The organism is Streptomyces sp. Wb2n-11 (genome assembly GCF_001049855.1).
Classification (GTDB): Bacteria; Actinomycetota; Actinomycetes; order Streptomycetales; family Streptomycetaceae; genus Streptomyces; species Streptomyces altiplanensis.
This window is the reverse complement of sequence record NZ_CVPB01000001.1, coordinates 4,696,296-4,712,323: the sequence shown is the minus strand read 5'-3', so window position 1 is coordinate 4,712,323 and position 16,028 is coordinate 4,696,296. Positions and strand designations below refer to the sequence as shown.

The window sequence follows — 16,028 nt, the reverse complement described above, 5'->3', positions numbered from 1 at the left end:
GGATCCCGGGTCCGGGTTCCGGTCCTGAGCCCCGTCCCGGGCCCGGATCCGGGCGGCGCCCCGGGTCAGCCGTCGTCCCGGATGCTGGGCATGGCGCTCGGCGCGAGTGTCCCGCACAGCGCCGTCGTGGCCCGGCCCGTCGCGTACGGATCGGTCCCGGCGGGACCCCGGCCGTCCGCCGCCCGCTGCCCGGCCAGCACGGGCCGCAGGCGGTCCGCCGCGTCGGCCGCGCATGCCTGGGGCCCGGCCTGGACGGACGAGAAGAGCAGCTCGGCCCGGTGCATCCGCAGGTCGTCGCGGTCGAAGCGGAAGTGCAGTTCGCGGCGGACGGTGAACAGCGACGCGCCGTCCGCCCGCGGCAGCCCGGCGGAGTCCCCCGCCGGCCGCAGCGCGTACACGAAGGTGTGGTCGGAGGTCACTTCGAGACGGCCGGTCCCCGTCTCCTCGACGCGCAGTACGCCCCGGACGCGCACCTGCGGGGACGCGAGCGCCGCCTTCGCCGGATCGAAGCGCACCAGCCAGCCCGTGGCCGCGTGCCTGCCGTCACCGGCGGGGGCGTCGATGCTGCGGTCGAACTGCGTCAGCTGGTCGGGGTCGAGCAGTACGCGCACCGGACGGACGGTGGAGCCCTTCAGCACGTCCGGGACGAGGGACGACGCGACGAGGTAGTCCTTCGCGATGGTCAGGGCGGACAGCACCTGGCCCTCCGAGAAGTGTGCGGTGCGCCGTGCGGTCGGCAGGGCGATGCCCTCCGCGCCCGTCCGGAACCGCGCGGCCGGGCTGTGCTCGAAGAGCTCGGCGGGCGCTCCGCCCGGCACCGTGCTCTCCGGGGCCAGCGGTACCACCGACATCCGCAGCGGTCCGGCGTGCGGGGCTGGCGACGGCTGGTAGGGGTGGCGTACGCCCAGGTAGATCGCCATGGCGAAGGCGAGCGCGACCACCAGGACGAGCGCCAGCGCCTGCTTGGCCCCCGTGCCCCTGCGGCGGCCACCGCTGCCGCCATGGCGGGACGCCGCTCGGGCGGGCCGGCTGCGCACGGCCTCCGCGTGGTCGTTCATCCGCTCCTGCGCGGAGAATTCCTGGAGGCGGGCAGCCCGCACGAACGATTCGTCGAAGACGACGGACCGGTATTCGTCGTCGCTGCCACCGGAGAGGCCCTCGGGCGGGCCTTCCGGCGGGTCTCCGCGCCCTGCCATACCTTCAGAGTAGGTCGGCGGAGGCGGAGGTAAACGCCCTGGTATGTGCCAAGTCGTGACCGGTTCCCGCCCGAGCCCGGCCCGCTCGGCGGGCGGCCCCTCCGCGGCCGTTCCCGCCGGTCAGGGCGTGGTACGCGGAACCGCGGGCGCGGCCGGCGCGGAGTACTCGGCGGAGGCCGAGGGACCGCCGGGCCGGGAGTTGTCACTCGTCGCGGGCAGCGGCACCTGGTCGTGCCGCCCCGCCGACGCGCCCCGGTAGACCGCGGTGAAGGCGAGCGCCACCATCCCGATGCCCATCAGCAGGGCCAGCATCCACGCCACGGGCCGGTGCCAGCGCGCGTTCCCGCGGTACGGGCGCAGGGCACCGCCGTGCCGCCCGTACGGGCCCGTGCCGTCGCCGTACTCGTCCTCGTCGTCCAACGGGCCGTACGCGCCGTCGTGGCCGTACCCGCGGGCGCCGTAGCCGGATCCGTACCCGTCGTCGTAGAGGTCCTCGTAGAGGTCGTCGTCCGGGGGGACCTTGCCGGCCCGCGCCCTGGCCGCCTCGGCCTCGGCGCGCGCCTGGGCGGCCGCCAGCAGCCGCTCGACAGCGGTCGGCTCATGGACCTCGGCGGCCCGTACGAAATCCTCGTCGAATACCACGGAGGCGAAGTCCTCGTCCGCGCCCCCGCGGTCGTCGCTGGGCTCCCAGCCGTCCTCGAACGGCTTGCCCCCCACGTCGTCCGGCACCCGTTCAGCGTAGACCGGGACGGTCGTTTTGGGCAGAGAACGTGCGAACGAGGAGTTCGCTAACGCGTGTGGCCGTCGCCCGTCACGATGTACTTCGTCGAGGTCAGCTCGGGCAGGCCCATCGGACCGCGGGCGTGCAGCTTCTGCGTCGAAATGCCGATCTCGGCGCCGAAACCGAACTGACCGCCGTCCGTGAAGCGGGTGGACGCGTTCACCGCGACCGTCGTCGAGTCCACCAGCTGCGTGAAGCGGCGGGCCGCGGCCTGCGACGTCGTGACGATCGCCTCGGTGTGCCCGGAGGTCCAGCGGCGGATGTGGGTGACGGCCCCGTCCAGCGAGTCGACGACGGCGGCGGCGATGTCGTACGAGAGGTACTCGGTCTCCCAGTCCTCCTCCGTGGCGGCCACGACAGCCGCCTTGGACCCCTCGGCGTACGAGAGCACCCGCTCGTCGCCGTGGACCGTGACGCCCGCCCCGGCGAGCGCGTCCAGGGCGCGCGGCAGGAAGGCGCCGGCGATGTCCTGGTGGACGAGGAGCGTCTCGGCGGCGTTGCAGACGCTGGGCCGCTGTGCCTTGGAGTTGACCAGGATCTCGACGGCCATGTCGATGTCGGCCTCGGCGTCCACGTAGACATGGCAGTTGCCGGTGCCCGTCTCGATGACCGGGACGGTGGACTCCTCGACGACCGTACGGATCAGGGACGCGCCGCCGCGCGGGATCAGGACGTCGACCAGGCCGCGGGCGCGCATCAGCTCGCGTACCGAGACGCGGGACTTCCCCGGTACGAGCTGCACGGCGTCGGCGGGCAGACCGGCCCCGGCGATCGCGTCGCGCACGACGCCGACGAGCGCGGTGTTGGAGGCGTACGCCGACGACGAGCCGCGCAGCAGCACCGCGTTGCCGGACTTGAGGCAGAGCGCGGCGGCGTCCACGGTCACGTTCGGGCGGGCCTCGTAGATGATCCCGACGACGCCGAGCGGCACGCGCACCTGTCGCAGGTCGATGCCGTTGGGAAGGGTGGAGCCGCGTACGACCTCGCCGACCGGGTCGGGCAGCGCGGCCACGTCCCGGACGTCGGAGGCGATGGCGGCGATCCGCTCCGGGGTCAGCGTCAGCCGGTCGATCACCGTGTCGCTCGTCCCGGCGGCGCGGGCCTTCGCGGTGTCCCGGGCGTTGGCCTCGACGATCTCGTCCGTACGGGCCTCCAGCGCGTCGGCGACGGCCAGCAGCGCGGCGTCCTTGGCGGAGCGCGGAAGTGGCGCGATCGCGTCGGCGGCGACGCGGGCACGGCGTGCGGTCGACGCGACCGGGGACCCGGCGGCGGTCGTGTCGGAGTCGGCGAGAGGAGAGTGCGAGGTCATACCCGCAGACTAATGCGCGCTCCGCGGGCATCCACCGGGTATCCCGTTCCGCGAGACAGCGCACGCCGGGACCCGGCCGCCCCGGCGGTGCGGCGGCCGGTCAGTACGGGTGCACACCGACCGGGGCCGCGGGCGGCGGGCCGTACCCCTCGGCGATCCGCTGGTGGTAGGTGTCCCGGTCGATGACCTCCAGGCCCACGATCTCCCACGGCGGCAGTTTCGACGTGGACCGGTGCTCGCCCCACAGGCGCAGCGCGACGGCCGCGGCGTCGTGCAGGTCCCGGGCCTCTTCCCAGTAGCGGATCTCCGCGTGGTCGTTGGCGTACCTGCTGGTCAGCAGGAAGGGATGGTCGTGGGCGAGCTGTTCGAGACCTCGTCTGACCTCCTGCAGCGGCGTCTCGGCCCCCGAGACGCTGAGGGTGATGTGCCAGAGCCTCGACGCTTCCCGGCTGTCGTGGGCCTCCCGGCCGGTGCCCGGCGCCTGATCCGGCTCCGGGCCTCCGTCGAAGTCCGCTCCCGCCCCGACACTGGTCAGGGTTCGCCCGACCGTGCCTCGGGGCAGCGCCCCCGGACGTACTCGTCTCACCGGCGGCCTCCTCTGATGTGTCGCTGTGCCGTGTCCCCCTGGATCCCCGCAACAAAGTTGACCAGTCCTGGGCCCGGCGCGGGGCGGTTTTCGCGAAGGTCTCCGTCCCGGATCGGGTCTTTCAGCCGTTTCAGGGGTGGAGAACGACCAGATCGTCCCTGTGTACGACTTCGCGCTCGTACGCGGGCCCGAGCTCCTTCGCCAGGTCGTGGGTGGAGCGTCCGAGCAGCTGCGGGATCTCCTTGGCGTCGTAGTTGACGAGCCCCCGGGCGACGGCCACGCCCGCCGTGTCCCGCAGCTCCACGGGGTCGCCCGCGCTGAACTCCCCCTCGACCCCGGCGATCCCGGCGGGCAGCAGCGAGGTGCGTCGCTCCACCACGGCCCGTACCGCCCCGTCGTCGAGCGTGAGCGCGCCCTGCGGCGTCGAGGCGTGCGCGAGCCACAGCAGCCGGTCGGCGCTGCGGCGGCCGGTGCGGTGGAAGTACGTGCCCGTGTCGCGGCCCGCGAGGGCGTCGGCGGCGTGGCTGGCGGAGGTGAGGACGACGGGGATGCCGGCGGCCGCGGCGATACGGGCCGCCTCGACCTTGGTCACCATGCCGCCGGTGCCGACGCCCGCCTTGCCCGCGCTGCCGATGGAGACGTGCGCGATGTCGCCGGGGCCGTGCACCTCGCCGATGCGCGAGGCGCCGGGGGTGCTGGGGTCGCCGTCGTACAGCCCGTCCACGTCCGAGAGGAGCACCAGCAGGTCGGCCCGGACGAGATGGGCGACGAGGGCGGCGAGCCGGTCGTTGTCGCCGAAGCGGATCTCGTCCGTGGCGACGGTGTCGTTCTCGTTGACGACCGGGACCGCGCCCATGGTGATGAGTTGGTCCAGTGTCCGGTAGGCGTTGCGGTAGTGGGCGCGGCGGCTGGTGTCGTCGGAGGTCAGCAGCACCTGTCCGACGCGCACGCCGTACCGCGCGAAGGAGGCGGTGTAGCGGGCCACGAGCAGCCCCTGGCCGACGCTGGCGGCGGCCTGCTGCCTGGCCAGGTCCTTGGGGCGGCGGGCGAGCCCCAGCGGCGCCAGCCCGGCGGCGATGGCGCCGCTCGACACCAGCACGATCTCCTTCTCGCCGCCGCTGCGCGCCTTGGCGAGTACGTCGACGAGCGCGTCGACGCGGTCGGCGTCGAGACCCCCCGACGCGGTGGTCAACGATGAGGAACCGACCTTGACGACGATCCTGCGGGCCTCCGCGACGCCCTGCCTTGCCCCTGACACGTACAGACCCCACTCTTGCTCGCCCGGTTCTCCCCGCAATGTACGTGAGCCGCTCCGGGCGGCGCCTGCGCATTCCGCCCGCTGGACCGCCGGTCGTCGTACGGACGGCGTTCGCGCCGCCCGGGCTTCCGGCCGGACACCGCCCCTGGTCCGTCTCCCGCCGGTTCCGGGAGGGCCGGGAGACGGACCAGGGGTCTGGTGAGCCTGCGTCAGGAGCGGGCCGGGCGGCGGCCCGCCATCGCGCCGCGGGCCATCCTGCGCAGCTTGCGCACCACGCGCCGGGCGAAGGACGGCTTGGGTACGGCACGCTGGGGCACGGTCCCCCTGGGCGCGGTGACACGTACCCCGTCGACCCACTCCGAGACCGTGACCGCGAACATTTCGGCGGGTACGCCCGCCGCCTCGTCCTCGAAGTGCGGATACGCGAGGTAGGGCTTGGCCGCCGCGCCCCTGCGGATCACCTCGGGCACCTTCTTCTCCTGGAGGAACGTGAGGTGGTCCTCCAGGAGATCGGCCCGCCCCTCGGCGACGTAGTGCATCCGCAGCCGCTCGGGCACCTTCAGCCGGCGGGCCACGCCCGGCGTCCAGTACTTCTCCATGAGCGGCCGCGCGAGGTCCAGCTTGTCCTGGCGCGTGCCGGCCTTGGCCTTCAGCCAGCGGTGGTCGAACTGCGGCAGCAGCGTGATCACGAACGGCCGGATCATCAGATCGTCGCGCTTGTCACCGGGCGGGTAGAGCTCGGCGATCAGGTCCATCAGGGCCTTCGCCGAGTCGAAGCGCATCGCGTAACTGCCGCTCTGCGTGATGTGCTTGCCGTCGTCGCGGCGCACGATGTAGAGGCAGACGTAGTCGGCGATGACCGAGACCCCGGCGCTGCGCACATATGCCTCAAGGGTGAAGCGCGCGTCCTCACCGGTGTACAGCTGCTGGTCGAAGCGCATCTTGTGCTTCTCCAGCAGTTCGCGCCGGAAGAGCTTCTCCGCGCTGAGCGTCATCTTGATGTTGGACGAGAAGACGTCCGTGCGTTCCAGGGTGCGCCCGAACATGGACTTGGGCGCGCCGCGTCCGATGCCCTCGATCTTGCCCAGCACGACGTCCGTGCCGTTGCGGTCGGCCATCGCGACCATCCGCTCCAGGGCTTCCGCGCCGAGGTAGTCGTCGGCGTCGAGGAAGAAGACATAACGGCCGCGGGCCATGTCGAGGCCCACGTTGCGGGGCTTGCTGGGACCACCGGAATTCTCCTGGTGGACCACGCGCGTCCTGACCTTGCTCCTGGCCGCGAAATCGTCGAGATATTCTCCGGTCCCGTCGGTCGAGCCGTCGTTGACGGCCACGATCTCCAAGCGGTCCGCGCCCAGCGTCTGGGCTTCGACCGATTCCAGGCAGGGGATCAAGTAGGGCATCGCCTCGTAGGCACCGATGATCACGGTTACATCGGGAATTTCAGCTGAGGCCATACCCGTCCCATTCTCGTTCATCGACATCCAAGACCGCCGTTACAGGGGTAAGGGTTGTTCACCATCGTTACTTTTCCACGTGACGCCTGCCACAACACGCACGAACGGCCCGGCAGAACGTCTCGAAAGACGCCCTGCCGGGCCGAATTCAGATCTTCGTGCGAGTGTCGTCCGGATGTCGGGGGTCAGCCCGCCACGGTCGTGTCGAGCCCCGTGGCCTCCGGCGCGGAGTCGCTCGGGTCCGCCGCGGTGACGGCGACCTCGACGCCGGTGCGCTGGGCCACCCCCAGGTTGCGGGCCTCGGACTTGGCCGCGAGCGCCCGTACGGCGTCGTTGAACTGCACGATGGACGCCGGTTCGTCGGGGCCCAGCAGGTACTCCTTCAGCTCGCGCCGGTCCTCTGCCAGCGTGTCGGCGCCCTCGCCGCCCGTGATGGCGGCGAGCAACTCGCCGAGCTGCTGCGCGTCGTTGGAGAGGATCACGGCGGCGCGCACGGCGGTGTTCTGCTTCTTGAACTCCTCGGCGCCCAGCTCCGCGGAGTCGGTCACCGCGTACGGCTTGCCGCTCGCGATGAAGTCCGAGACGACGCTGGAGATGTCGGAGACCATGCCGTCCGACTCGTTGAAGCAGTCGTACAGACGCGGCTCGGCGCCGGTGACGACCCGGTGCTCCCACCACCCGAACGAGCGCCAGTACGCGGCGTTCCACTCGTCCCCGAGGGTCGCCAGCTCGGCCTCGCGCGCCAGGTCGGGCAGGGCGTCACGCGAGGTCTCCGCCTCGTCCTTGCCGGCCCTCGTCTTGCCGTTGCCGTCGGCTCCGAGTTCGCCCAGGCGTGCCTCGATACGGGCCAGCTCGGCCCGCGCCGCGCTCTGCTCGGCCCGGAGCGCGGAACTCTCCTGCGCCCAGCGCGGGTCGGTGGCGCGCTCGGTCGCGGCCTTCTCCACCATGGCGGTGATGCGTTCGTGGACGGCCTTGGCCTGGGGGCTGCGGGTCCCGGTGAAGGGGTGCGGCTTGTAGAGCACCCGGACCGGCTCCCGGGCCTCCAGCAGGCGCCTGACGATGTTCTCGCCGGCGAGCAGGAGCGAGGTGTTGCCCGGGTTGTCGTCCCAGCCCTCCCAGGTGGGGGCGTACAGGACGGTCGGGACCGGGTTCTTCGGCGTACCGCCCCAGGTCTGGATCGGGGCGAGCTGCGGGCGGCCCACCTCGACGATGTCCTCGTCGCGGACGCCGACGTCGGCGAGCGCGTAGCGGTCGCGGCCGGCCCGGCCCGCGCTCCACACCTCGTCGTACACCTTGCTGTACGGGTTGATGCTCGCGACCTTGTCGCTGTCGCCGTGCCCGATGAAGACGTGCTTCATGGTGGGGATGCGCAGCATGTGGATGTTCTTGCCGACGTTGGCGGCGTAGAGCGCGACGCGGACCGTGGAGAGGTCCATGTTCATCAGGTGCGTGGCGCTCGGGACGCAGATGACCGGCACCGACGTCGGGCCGAGCTGCGGCACGATGTGGCGCTCGCGCAGGATGATCAGCGGCCTGCCGTCGAGCTGCTTCATGGTGTCGAGCCACATGTTGACCTGGTACGCCGACTCCCGGGAACCGGAGAAGTACAGGACCGTGGTCGGGCGGTAGTCGCGCAGCCAGCCGTCGATGCCCTCCAGGACGGTGTTCACCGGCGGGACCCGGCGGCCGCGCCGGGTGAACGGCAGCAGCGCCGCGACGTAGGCGATCGCCAGGACCAGGGTGAGCGCGAGGCCGGCGTAGCCGAAGGCGCTCCGGCCGCTCTCGACCGCGGCCAGCACGCCCACCACGGCGAAGACGTCGAGGTGGAGCATCTTCTCGGCGGACCGGTTCAGCAGCCGCCTCGGCGGGGCCGCCGGGATGCGCAGCATGGAGAGGTCGATGTTGCGGGTCACCACCGGCATCCTGCGGCGCAGGCGGATCAGGGTGACGAGCGCGCCGTGCGGGGCCTGGAGGGCGTAGAACAGCAGCAGGCCGGCGATCGTCACGTAGAAGATCGTCTGCTCGGCCAGCTCCATGCGGGCCAGCAGGAGGATCAGCAGCAACTGGCGTACCAGGAAGCGGATCGAAAGGCCGGCCCGGACCTTGCCCAGACGGTTGACCAAGTAGCTGCCGCGCTGGTGCAGATGCTGGTCCGCGAGGTAGGTCGCGGCCACGGCGGCCGCGAAGAACCAGAGGTTCGGAATCAGTGCCGCCAGCATTATGCACGGATATCCCAGCCCCAGGACGGCGGCGGCGGCCAGTTCGGACCCACTGCCCACGCGGGCCAGGCGGATGGCGGTCGAAATCACGAAGAACCTGCTCCAGAGGGGTGCCGGTCATTTACAGTGTAAGAGGAATATAAAATTCCGCTCCACGAATTCGGGCCTCTGCGCATCGCTTTATTGGCGACTACAGAGGCCCGAATCACAGATTGCCAAGCAGTATTACACATCTTCCTGGCGATTCAGGACGGCGGCCAGTGCCTGCTCGAATCCCGACGCCTCGGACGCGCCACGCGTCGGGTCCACCTGCCGTACGTCGATGACGTGACCGGTGAGTTCCGAGAGCAGTACGTCCAGCGACGTACGCGCCACGGCCTCGGAGGACAGCAGCGAGCCCGCGGGCTCCTCGCCGAACGCCTTGGTGCGCATCGGCGTCGCCGTGCGCTCCGGGTTGACGCAGTTGACGCGCACGCCGTCGGCGGCCCACTCGTCGGCGAGGGCCTGGGTGAGGTTCACCATGGCGGCCTTCGTGGAGGAGTAGAGGCTGTACTCGGCGCGGCCGCGGGTGTAGCTGCTGGAGGTGTAGAGCAGCAACTGACCCTTGGTCTCGGCGAGGTACTTGTGCGCGGCGCGGGCGATCTGCACGGGAGCCAGGTAGTTGACGTTCAGCGCTTCCTGGATGGTCGCGCTGTCCGTCTCGGCGAGCTTGCCGATGCGGAGCACGCCCGCCGTGTTGATCACGTAGTCGACGCGGCCGGTCTCCGCGTACGCCTTCGACAGGGCGTCGTCGACGTGCTCGGGGTTCTCGACGTGCGTGCCGGTGGTGGAGCGGCCCAGGGCGTACACCTTGGCGCCGTAACTTTCGGCGAGGGCCGCGATGTCCGCACCGATGCCGTACGAACCGCCGAAGACGACGAGCGTCTTGCCTGCGAGGAGCTCGCGGTAGGCGGCCTCGTCGGCCTGCTGCGGGGCGGCGGTGGAGGCGAGCTGGAACAGCTTGTCGGCGATGAAGACGTCGACCGGCTGCGTCACCTTCATGTTGTACTCGTCGCCCGCGACGACGTAGATCGGCACGTCCGGCAGGTACTTCAGGACGACCGAACAGTCGTCGGTGGCCTGGAAGTTCGGGTCGCCGGCGGCGACTTCGTACGCCTTGCGGATCGTCGACAGCTTGAAGGCCTGCGGCGTCTGGCCGCGGCGCAGCCGGGACCGGTCCGGGACCTCGGTGATGAACTCGCCGTCGCCGCCGTGCGTGCGCGTCACGATGATCGTGTCCGCGGACGGGATGGCGACGTCGACCGCCTCGTAGCGCTCCAGCGCGTCGACGCAGTCCTGGATCACCCGCTGTGACAGGAGGGGGCGCACGGCGTCGTGGAAGAGGACGTTCCGGTCCTCCCCCTCGGCGAGGCCCTCGCCGAGCGCGGAGATCGCGCGCTCGGTGGTCTCGTTGCGCGTCGAACCGCCCTCGATGACCCGGGTGACCTTGGTGAGACCGGCCTTCGCGACGATCTTCTCGACGTCCGGCACATAGCCCGGCGCCATGAGAACGATGATGTCGTCGATGCCCTCCGCCTGCTCGAAGATCGACAGCGTGTGCTCGATGACCGCCTTGCCGGCGATCTTCAGCAACTGCTTTGGGATCGACAGGCCCACGCGCTGACCGGTACCACCGGCGAGCACGACTGCTGTGGTTCGGGGCTTGGCTATGGGCTGCACAGACACAGACGACCTACCTCGCGAGGACTGGGAGACACACGATGGTTGCACTCTCCGTGACCGTCTCGCAAGGTGGACGCCCCCCTGCCGACACCTGTACGAAACCTTTGCCGGCCCCCAACCACCGCACAGGCGCGCGCATTTGAGCCTGTGCGGTGGTGGGGGGCCGGTGCGGGAGGTGTCCGGGGGTCCACTCCCGGGGGTGAGCGATGCCACAGCCGCGGCCGGCGGGCGGAGTCCGCCCGCCGGCCGCGGCCGCGCTCCCCTAGAAGGGGTTGAACTCGTCGTACTCGCGCTGCGGGTCGTCGCGCTGGGCCTCGCGGTCCCGGCGGCGCGTAGCCGCCGGACGCGGGGCGTCCAGGCGGTGGTCCTCGCCACGGCGGCCGAGCATCTCCGCACCCGCCATCACCGTCGGCTCCCAGTCGAAGACGACCGCGTTCTCCTCGGGGCCGATCGCGACGGCGTCGCCCGCACGGGCACCGGCCTTCATCAGCTTCTCCTCGACGCCGAGACGGCTGAGGCGGTCCGCGAGGTAGCCCACGGCCTCGTCGTTGCTGAAGTCGGTCTGGCGCACCCAGCGCTCCGGCTTCTCGCCGCGCACGCGGTAGACGCCGTCCTCCTCGGTGATCGTGAAGCCCTCGTCGTCGACGGCCCTGGGGCGGATGACGACCCGGGTCGACTCCTCCTTGGGCTTCGCGGCGCGCGCCTTGGAGACGACCTCGGCCAGCGCGAAGGACAGCTCCTTGAGGCCCAGGTGTGCGACCGCCGACACCTCGAAGACGCGGTAGCCGCGCGCCTCCAGGTCCGGGCGGATCATGTCCGCGAGCTCCTGGCCGTCCGGGATGTCGACCTTGTTGAGGACGACGACGCGCGGCCGGTCGCCGAGGCCGCCGTACTGCGCCAACTCCTCCTCGATCACGTCGAGGTCGGTGAGCGGGTCACGGTCGGACTCCAGCGTCGCCGTGTCCAGTACGTGCACGAGCACCGAGCAGCGCTCGACGTGGCGCAGGAACTCCAGGCCCAGGCCACGGCCCTGGCTCGCACCGGGGATCAGACCCGGGACGTCGGCGATCGTGTAGACGGTCGAGCCCGCCGTGACGACACCGAGGTTGGGGACGAGCGTGGTGAACGGGTAGTCCGCGATCTTCGGCTTGGCCGCGCTCAGCACCGAGATCAGCGAGGACTTGCCGGCGCTCGGGTAACCGACCAGCGCCACGTCGGCGACGGTCTTGAGCTCCAGGACGATGTCGCCGCCCTTGCCCGGCTCACCGAGCAGCGCGAAGCCCGGCGCCTTGCGGCGGGCCGAGGCCAGCGCCGCGTTGCCGAGGCCGCCGCGACCGCCCTCACCGGCGACGTACGTCGTGCCGTGGCCGACCATGTCGGCCAGGACGTTGCCGTCCTTGTCGTAGACCACGGTGCCGTCGGGAACGGGCAGGACCAGGTCCTGGCCGTCCTTGCCGGAACGGTTGTCGCCCGCGCCGGGCTGGCCGTTCGTGGCCTTGCGGTGGGGGTGGTGGTGATAGTCCAGCAGGGTGGTCACGGACTGGTCGACGACAAGGGTGACGTCGCCGCCGCGCCCGCCGTTGCCGCCGTCGGGACCGCCCAGCGGCTTGAACTTCTCACGGTGTACGGAGGCGCAGCCGTGGCCTCCGTTACCCGCGGCGACATGCAGTTCGACGCGGTCCACGAAGGTGGTCATGGGTGGGTCCTCCAGTACATGCGGAAATATCTACATACGTAACGCGCCAAGGGCGGCCGCGCTTCCCCGTCATCCGGGAAAGAGCGTCCGCCCTCGGAAAGTGCTGTGCGTACCGCTCGACGAAAGCCGGAATTACTCGGCGATCGGAACGATGTTCACAACCTTGCGGCCACGGTGCGTGCCGAACTCCACCGCACCGGCGGCGAGCGCGAACAGCGTGTCGTCGCCGCCACGGCCGACGCTCGTGCCCGGGTGGAAGTGGGTGCCGCGCTGGCGGACCAGGATCTCACCGGCGAGAACGGTCTGACCGCCGAAGCGCTTCACGCCGAGCCGCTGGGCATTGGAATCGCGACCGTTCCGAGTGGACGATGCGCCCTTCTTGTGTGCCATGTCTCAGTCCCTTTACTTCGCAGCCGTGGGGATACCGGTGACCTTGATCGCCGTGTACTGCTGGCGGTGACCCTGGCGACGGCGGTAGCCGGTCTTGTTCTTGTACCGAAGGATGTCGATCTTGGCACCCTTGTGGTGGTCCACGACCTCGGCGGTGACCTTGATGCCGGCCAGGACCCACGGGTCGCTGGTGACGGAGTCGCCGTCGACCACGAGCAGGGTCGAGAGCTCGACCGTGTCGCCAACCTTGGCCGTGGGAATCTTGTCAACCTCAACGATGTCGTCGACAGCAACCTTGTGCTGGCGACCACCGCTGCGCACGATGGCGTACACGCTGATCTCTCTTTCGCTCGGGACGGGACCCCTGATGCCAGCCGTTCGCACGGGCCGTGGGGCCCGCGACAGATCCGAATGGACGAGCGGCCTCTAACGGCACCCCGAAGGAGTGCCGGAAGGGAGGTGCTCAGGAGATGGCGTGCACAAAAACACGCCGACGGTCAAGAGTACGGGCCCCCGAAGGGAGGGTCAAACCCGGCCCCCGGCCTCCCGGGGCCCGGGCGTCACTCCCCCGCCGCGATCTCCAGCATCCGGTCGACCACCCGGGCGGAGGCGCGGCCGTCCGAGGGCTCGCAGAAGTCCTTCACGAACTGCTCGTACTTCTCCCTGTACCGCGCCGACACCGAGTCGATGTTCCGGATCGCGTCGACCAGGTCCTCCGAGTTCTTGAGCAGCGGACCGGGCGCGCGCTCGGTGAAGTCGAAGTAGAAACCGCGCAGCGTGTCGCGGTAGTGCTCCAGGTCGTACGTGAAGAACAGCATCGGGCGGCCCGAGTGCGCGAAGTCGAAGAGCACCGAGGAGTAGTCCGTGATCAGCACATCGGCGATCAGGTACAGGTCGGCGATGTCCGGGTACGCCGCCACGTCGTAGACGAAGCCCTGGCCGGCCCCCGGGATGCTGTCCAGGACCTTGTTGTGCTTGCGGTACAGGAAGACGTGGTCCTCGCCGAGCGCCGCCTCGGCGGCGGTCAGGTCGACCTGCTGGTCGAGCTTGAACCGCTTGCCGTCGTAGCGCTGGTCGTCACGCCACGTCGGCGCGTACAGCACGATCTTCTTCCCCTCGGGGATGCCCAGCTGCTCGCGCACCCGCGCGGCCGTCTTCTCCCGTTCCGGCGCGTGGAAGACGTCGTTGCGCGGGTAACCGGACTCCAGCACCTCGCACTTGAGCCGGAAGGCGTGGGTCATGATCGGGGTCGTGAAGGCGTTCGGCGACACGAAGAGGCTGAACTGCCGCGAGCGCTGCGGCAGGCTCGCGATGTACGCGAGGTTCGCCTTGGGCGTGCCCAGCAGGTCGGCGCCGATGCGCTTGAGCGGCGTACCGTGCCACGTCTGCACGACGACCTGGCCCTCGCGGCGCGTGAACCAGTCGTTGATGCCGACGTTGGTCACGACGTACCGGCTGCGGGCCAGCGCCTCGTACCACTCCTCACTGCCCCAGGCGACGCCGCGGACCCCGGCCGGCAGGACCGCCTGCTGGTCGGCGACGACGGCGATGTGCTCGATGTCCGTCCCGCGGCTCGCGAACTCCTGGTACACGGCCCGGGGCGAGTCCGAGAACTGCTTGCCGCCGAAGCTGTTGTAGAGGACGGCCTCGCGCAGCGGAAGCCGCTGCTGCGCCGGGTAGTAGGTCTCCCTGAGCTGCCGCTGCCGGTAGCCGCCGCGGACCTGCGGGCTCAGCGCCGACCCGGAGTTCAGGAAGAACCGGTTGAAGAAGCGGCGGTCCACGGTGTACCTGCGGTGCTGTCCCTTGTGGGCCATCGGCAGCGTGCCGACGAGGTCGGGGCGGAGCGTCACCGGGATGTCGTTGGCGTGGTCCCACTCGGCCGCGGCGCGGAAGGTGAAGTACCAGCGCCCGCTGCGCAGCGGAAGCGTCCCTTCGTACGTCGCCATCGCGTCCGGCGCGACGAGCGCGGAGAACCGGCCGTCGGCGACCTCGACGGGCAGCACCTTCTCCTCGTGCCGGGTGCCGTGCCTGAGGACGAGCCGCAGCGGCTCCTCCGGGCCGGGGTACGTGCCCTGGAGGGAGAGCTCCCCCTGCGCCGTCCAGCGCATCCGGTCGACGACCGGCTGGACGACCCTGGTCTGGAGGAAGAAGGTGCCCGCCCCGTCCGTGTGCGCGGCCACCTCCCGGCCACCGGGCAGCTGGTACGTACCGGTGCGCAGGCTCTGGGCGACCGTGGCGCGGCGGGAGGTGCCGTCGGCGAACACGATGCTGACGCGGGAGTTCTGCACCTTCTTGGGCCGCACGCCGTCGACGGGCAGGTCCGCGAAGGGGACGTACGCCGCGCTCCTGGCCCAGCCGTCGCCGTAGCTGCCCTCCCGGCTCTCCAGGGGGTACCTGGCGGCCGTCCTGGAGCCGGGGTGGCTGACCCGGAGCTCCACGGGGGTCCTGCCGCCCGTGGTCTTCGGGCAGGAGCGCACCGTCACCTCCACACCGTCCCGTGCGGCCTCGTGCGCCTCGATCTCGGCCGGCACCACGTCCACGGTGAGCCGGAAGCAGTCCTCCTCGAAGCCCGCGACCACCCGCACACCGCTCTCGGCGACCTGGACCTGGCTGTGCCCGCCGCGGCCCGCGTCGTTCCTGTACACCCGCCCGACGGAGAGGCCGCCGGGCCTCGGTATGCCGATGCCGAGGAACCAGGTGCCGGACTGCCAGCGGCCGCGGGAGCGCAGTCGCCTCGGGTCGATCGTGATCTCGAAGCCCGACCAGTCGTAACAGTGCAGAGCGCCCGGCGCCGACCTGGTCGCCTTCGGCTCCAGGACGGTCTTCAGCTTGAGCGGGACGCTGCCGCCGCCGCCCTCCTTGCGCAGCCCGGCGACACGGACGGAACGCTTCCCCGTCGCCGCCGGGGCATTGGGCACGTACGCGTAGCCGCGCAGGACCAGACGGCCGTCCCGCCACTCCATGTCGGTCAGCCTGCTGCTCACCGGCAGCTCACTGCGCTTCAGGTTCTTCACCAGGGGCGGCAGCGCGCCCAGCCCCACACCCGGCAGCTCGACGCGGGCCCGCCTGAGGCCCTTGACCTGATGGACGCCCGGGTTCTCCCGGTCGTACCGCAGGACCTCGATCAGCTCGTCCGCACGGCCCTCGGCGGCCAGTTGCCACTGGATGCGGCCGACCGGGGGCAGTTTCGCCATCTTCTTCGGGCCGGCCTCCACCACGAACTCCTTCGCCGCGGCAAGGAATCCGGCACGGTCTTCCTCCGAGGCCTCCGGAAAGTACTTCATGCTCCGGCTCAACTGCTCGGGGACTATGCCGGTGCCTGGGGGAGTGGACGCCATGGGTGACGGGCCTTTCAAGAAAAACCGGAGATGAACTCCAGAGAAAGAGATCGCACACAAGACTCCCCGGGGCCCC

At 70.8% G+C, this 16,028-nt stretch carries 12 protein-coding genes; all 12 read right to left on the bottom strand.

What is annotated here, in order from left to right; translation table 11 throughout:
• Window positions 1-65 precede the first annotated feature (65 nt).
• The 12 genes from BN1555_RS21345 to BN1555_RS21290 all read right to left on the bottom strand — a co-directional run bounded on the left by BN1555_RS21345 (window position 66) and on the right by BN1555_RS21290 (window position 15,898).
• The gene (locus tag BN1555_RS21345) at window positions 66-1,196 is read right to left on the bottom strand and encodes an SCO2583 family membrane protein (RefSeq protein WP_093800883.1); all 1,131 of its coding nucleotides are present in this window, start codon (window positions 1,194-1,196) and stop codon (window positions 66-68) included.
• Window positions 1,197-1,316: 120 nt separating this feature from the next.
• On the bottom strand, window positions 1,317-1,925 hold the full coding sequence (locus BN1555_RS21340) for an SCO2584 family spore wall biosynthesis protein (RefSeq protein WP_093800882.1): 609 nt from the start codon (window positions 1,923-1,925) through the stop codon (window positions 1,317-1,319).
• A 59-nt stretch (window positions 1,926-1,984) separates the two neighbouring features.
• Entirely contained in the window at window positions 1,985-3,286 is a 1,302-nt protein-coding gene (locus BN1555_RS21335; RefSeq protein WP_093800881.1) for a glutamate-5-semialdehyde dehydrogenase, read from the bottom strand.
• 100 nt (window positions 3,287-3,386) lie between these two features.
• Window positions 3,387-3,872 carry a hypothetical protein gene (locus tag BN1555_RS21330; RefSeq protein WP_093800880.1) on the bottom strand — a complete coding sequence of 162 codons (486 nt, stop codon included), beginning with the start codon at window positions 3,870-3,872 and terminating at the stop codon, window positions 3,387-3,389.
• Window positions 3,873-4,002: 130 nt separating this feature from the next.
• Window positions 4,003-5,130: a glutamate 5-kinase gene (gene proB / locus BN1555_RS21325; protein WP_093800879.1), complete on the bottom strand. Its 1,128-nt coding sequence runs from the start codon at window positions 5,128-5,130 to the stop codon at window positions 4,003-4,005.
• A 209-nt stretch (window positions 5,131-5,339) separates the two neighbouring features.
• A complete protein-coding gene (locus tag BN1555_RS21320) occupies window positions 5,340-6,587 on the bottom strand; it encodes a glycosyltransferase family 2 protein (protein ID WP_093800878.1) in 1,248 nt (415 codons plus the stop codon).
• Window positions 6,588-6,772: 185 nt separating this feature from the next.
• Window positions 6,773-8,896 (bottom strand): coiled-coil domain-containing protein, encoded by a 2,124-nt coding sequence (locus BN1555_RS21315; protein ID WP_093800877.1) that lies wholly within the window; start codon window positions 8,894-8,896, stop codon window positions 6,773-6,775.
• Window positions 8,897-9,031: 135 nt separating this feature from the next.
• Window positions 9,032-10,531 (bottom strand): bifunctional cytidylyltransferase/SDR family oxidoreductase, encoded by a 1,500-nt coding sequence (locus BN1555_RS21310; RefSeq protein WP_093800876.1) that lies wholly within the window; start codon window positions 10,529-10,531, stop codon window positions 9,032-9,034.
• Window positions 10,532-10,790: 259 nt separating this feature from the next.
• Window positions 10,791-12,224, bottom strand: coding sequence for a GTPase ObgE (gene obgE, locus BN1555_RS21305; RefSeq protein WP_093800875.1), 1,434 nt, complete (start codon window positions 12,222-12,224; stop codon window positions 10,791-10,793).
• Between the two features lie 132 nt (window positions 12,225-12,356).
• Window positions 12,357-12,614 (bottom strand): 50S ribosomal protein L27, encoded by a 258-nt coding sequence (rpmA, locus tag BN1555_RS21300; RefSeq protein WP_093800874.1) that lies wholly within the window; start codon window positions 12,612-12,614, stop codon window positions 12,357-12,359.
• Between the two features lie 12 nt (window positions 12,615-12,626).
• A complete protein-coding gene (gene rplU / locus BN1555_RS21295) occupies window positions 12,627-12,947 on the bottom strand; it encodes a 50S ribosomal protein L21 (protein ID WP_028813461.1) in 321 nt (106 codons plus the stop codon).
• Between the two features lie 227 nt (window positions 12,948-13,174).
• Window positions 13,175-15,898: a CDP-glycerol glycerophosphotransferase family protein gene (locus tag BN1555_RS21290; RefSeq protein ID WP_093800873.1), complete on the bottom strand. Its 2,724-nt coding sequence runs from the start codon at window positions 15,896-15,898 to the stop codon at window positions 13,175-13,177.
• Window positions 15,899-16,028: the final 130 nt, after the last annotated feature.

Bases quoted from the DNA above. Each gene is read 5' to 3' on its own strand.
- BN1555_RS21320 (WP_093800878.1), bottom strand. From the start codon at position 6,587: ATGGCCTCAGCTGAAATTCCCGATGTAACCGTGATCATCGGTGCCTAC.
- BN1555_RS21290 (WP_093800873.1), bottom strand. From the start codon at position 15,898: ATGAAGTACTTTCCGGAGGCCTCGGAGGAAGACCGTGCCGGATTCCTT.
- obgE (WP_093800875.1), bottom strand. From the start codon at position 12,224: ATGACCACCTTCGTGGACCGCGTCGAACTGCATGTCGCCGCGGGTAAC.
- BN1555_RS21335 (WP_093800881.1), bottom strand. From the start codon at position 3,286: ATGACCTCGCACTCTCCTCTCGCCGACTCCGACACGACCGCCGCCGGG.
- BN1555_RS21345 (WP_093800883.1), bottom strand. From the start codon at position 1,196: ATGGCAGGGCGCGGAGACCCGCCGGAAGGCCCGCCCGAGGGCCTCTCC.
- rpmA (WP_093800874.1), bottom strand. From the start codon at position 12,614: ATGGCACACAAGAAGGGCGCATCGTCCACTCGGAACGGTCGCGATTCC.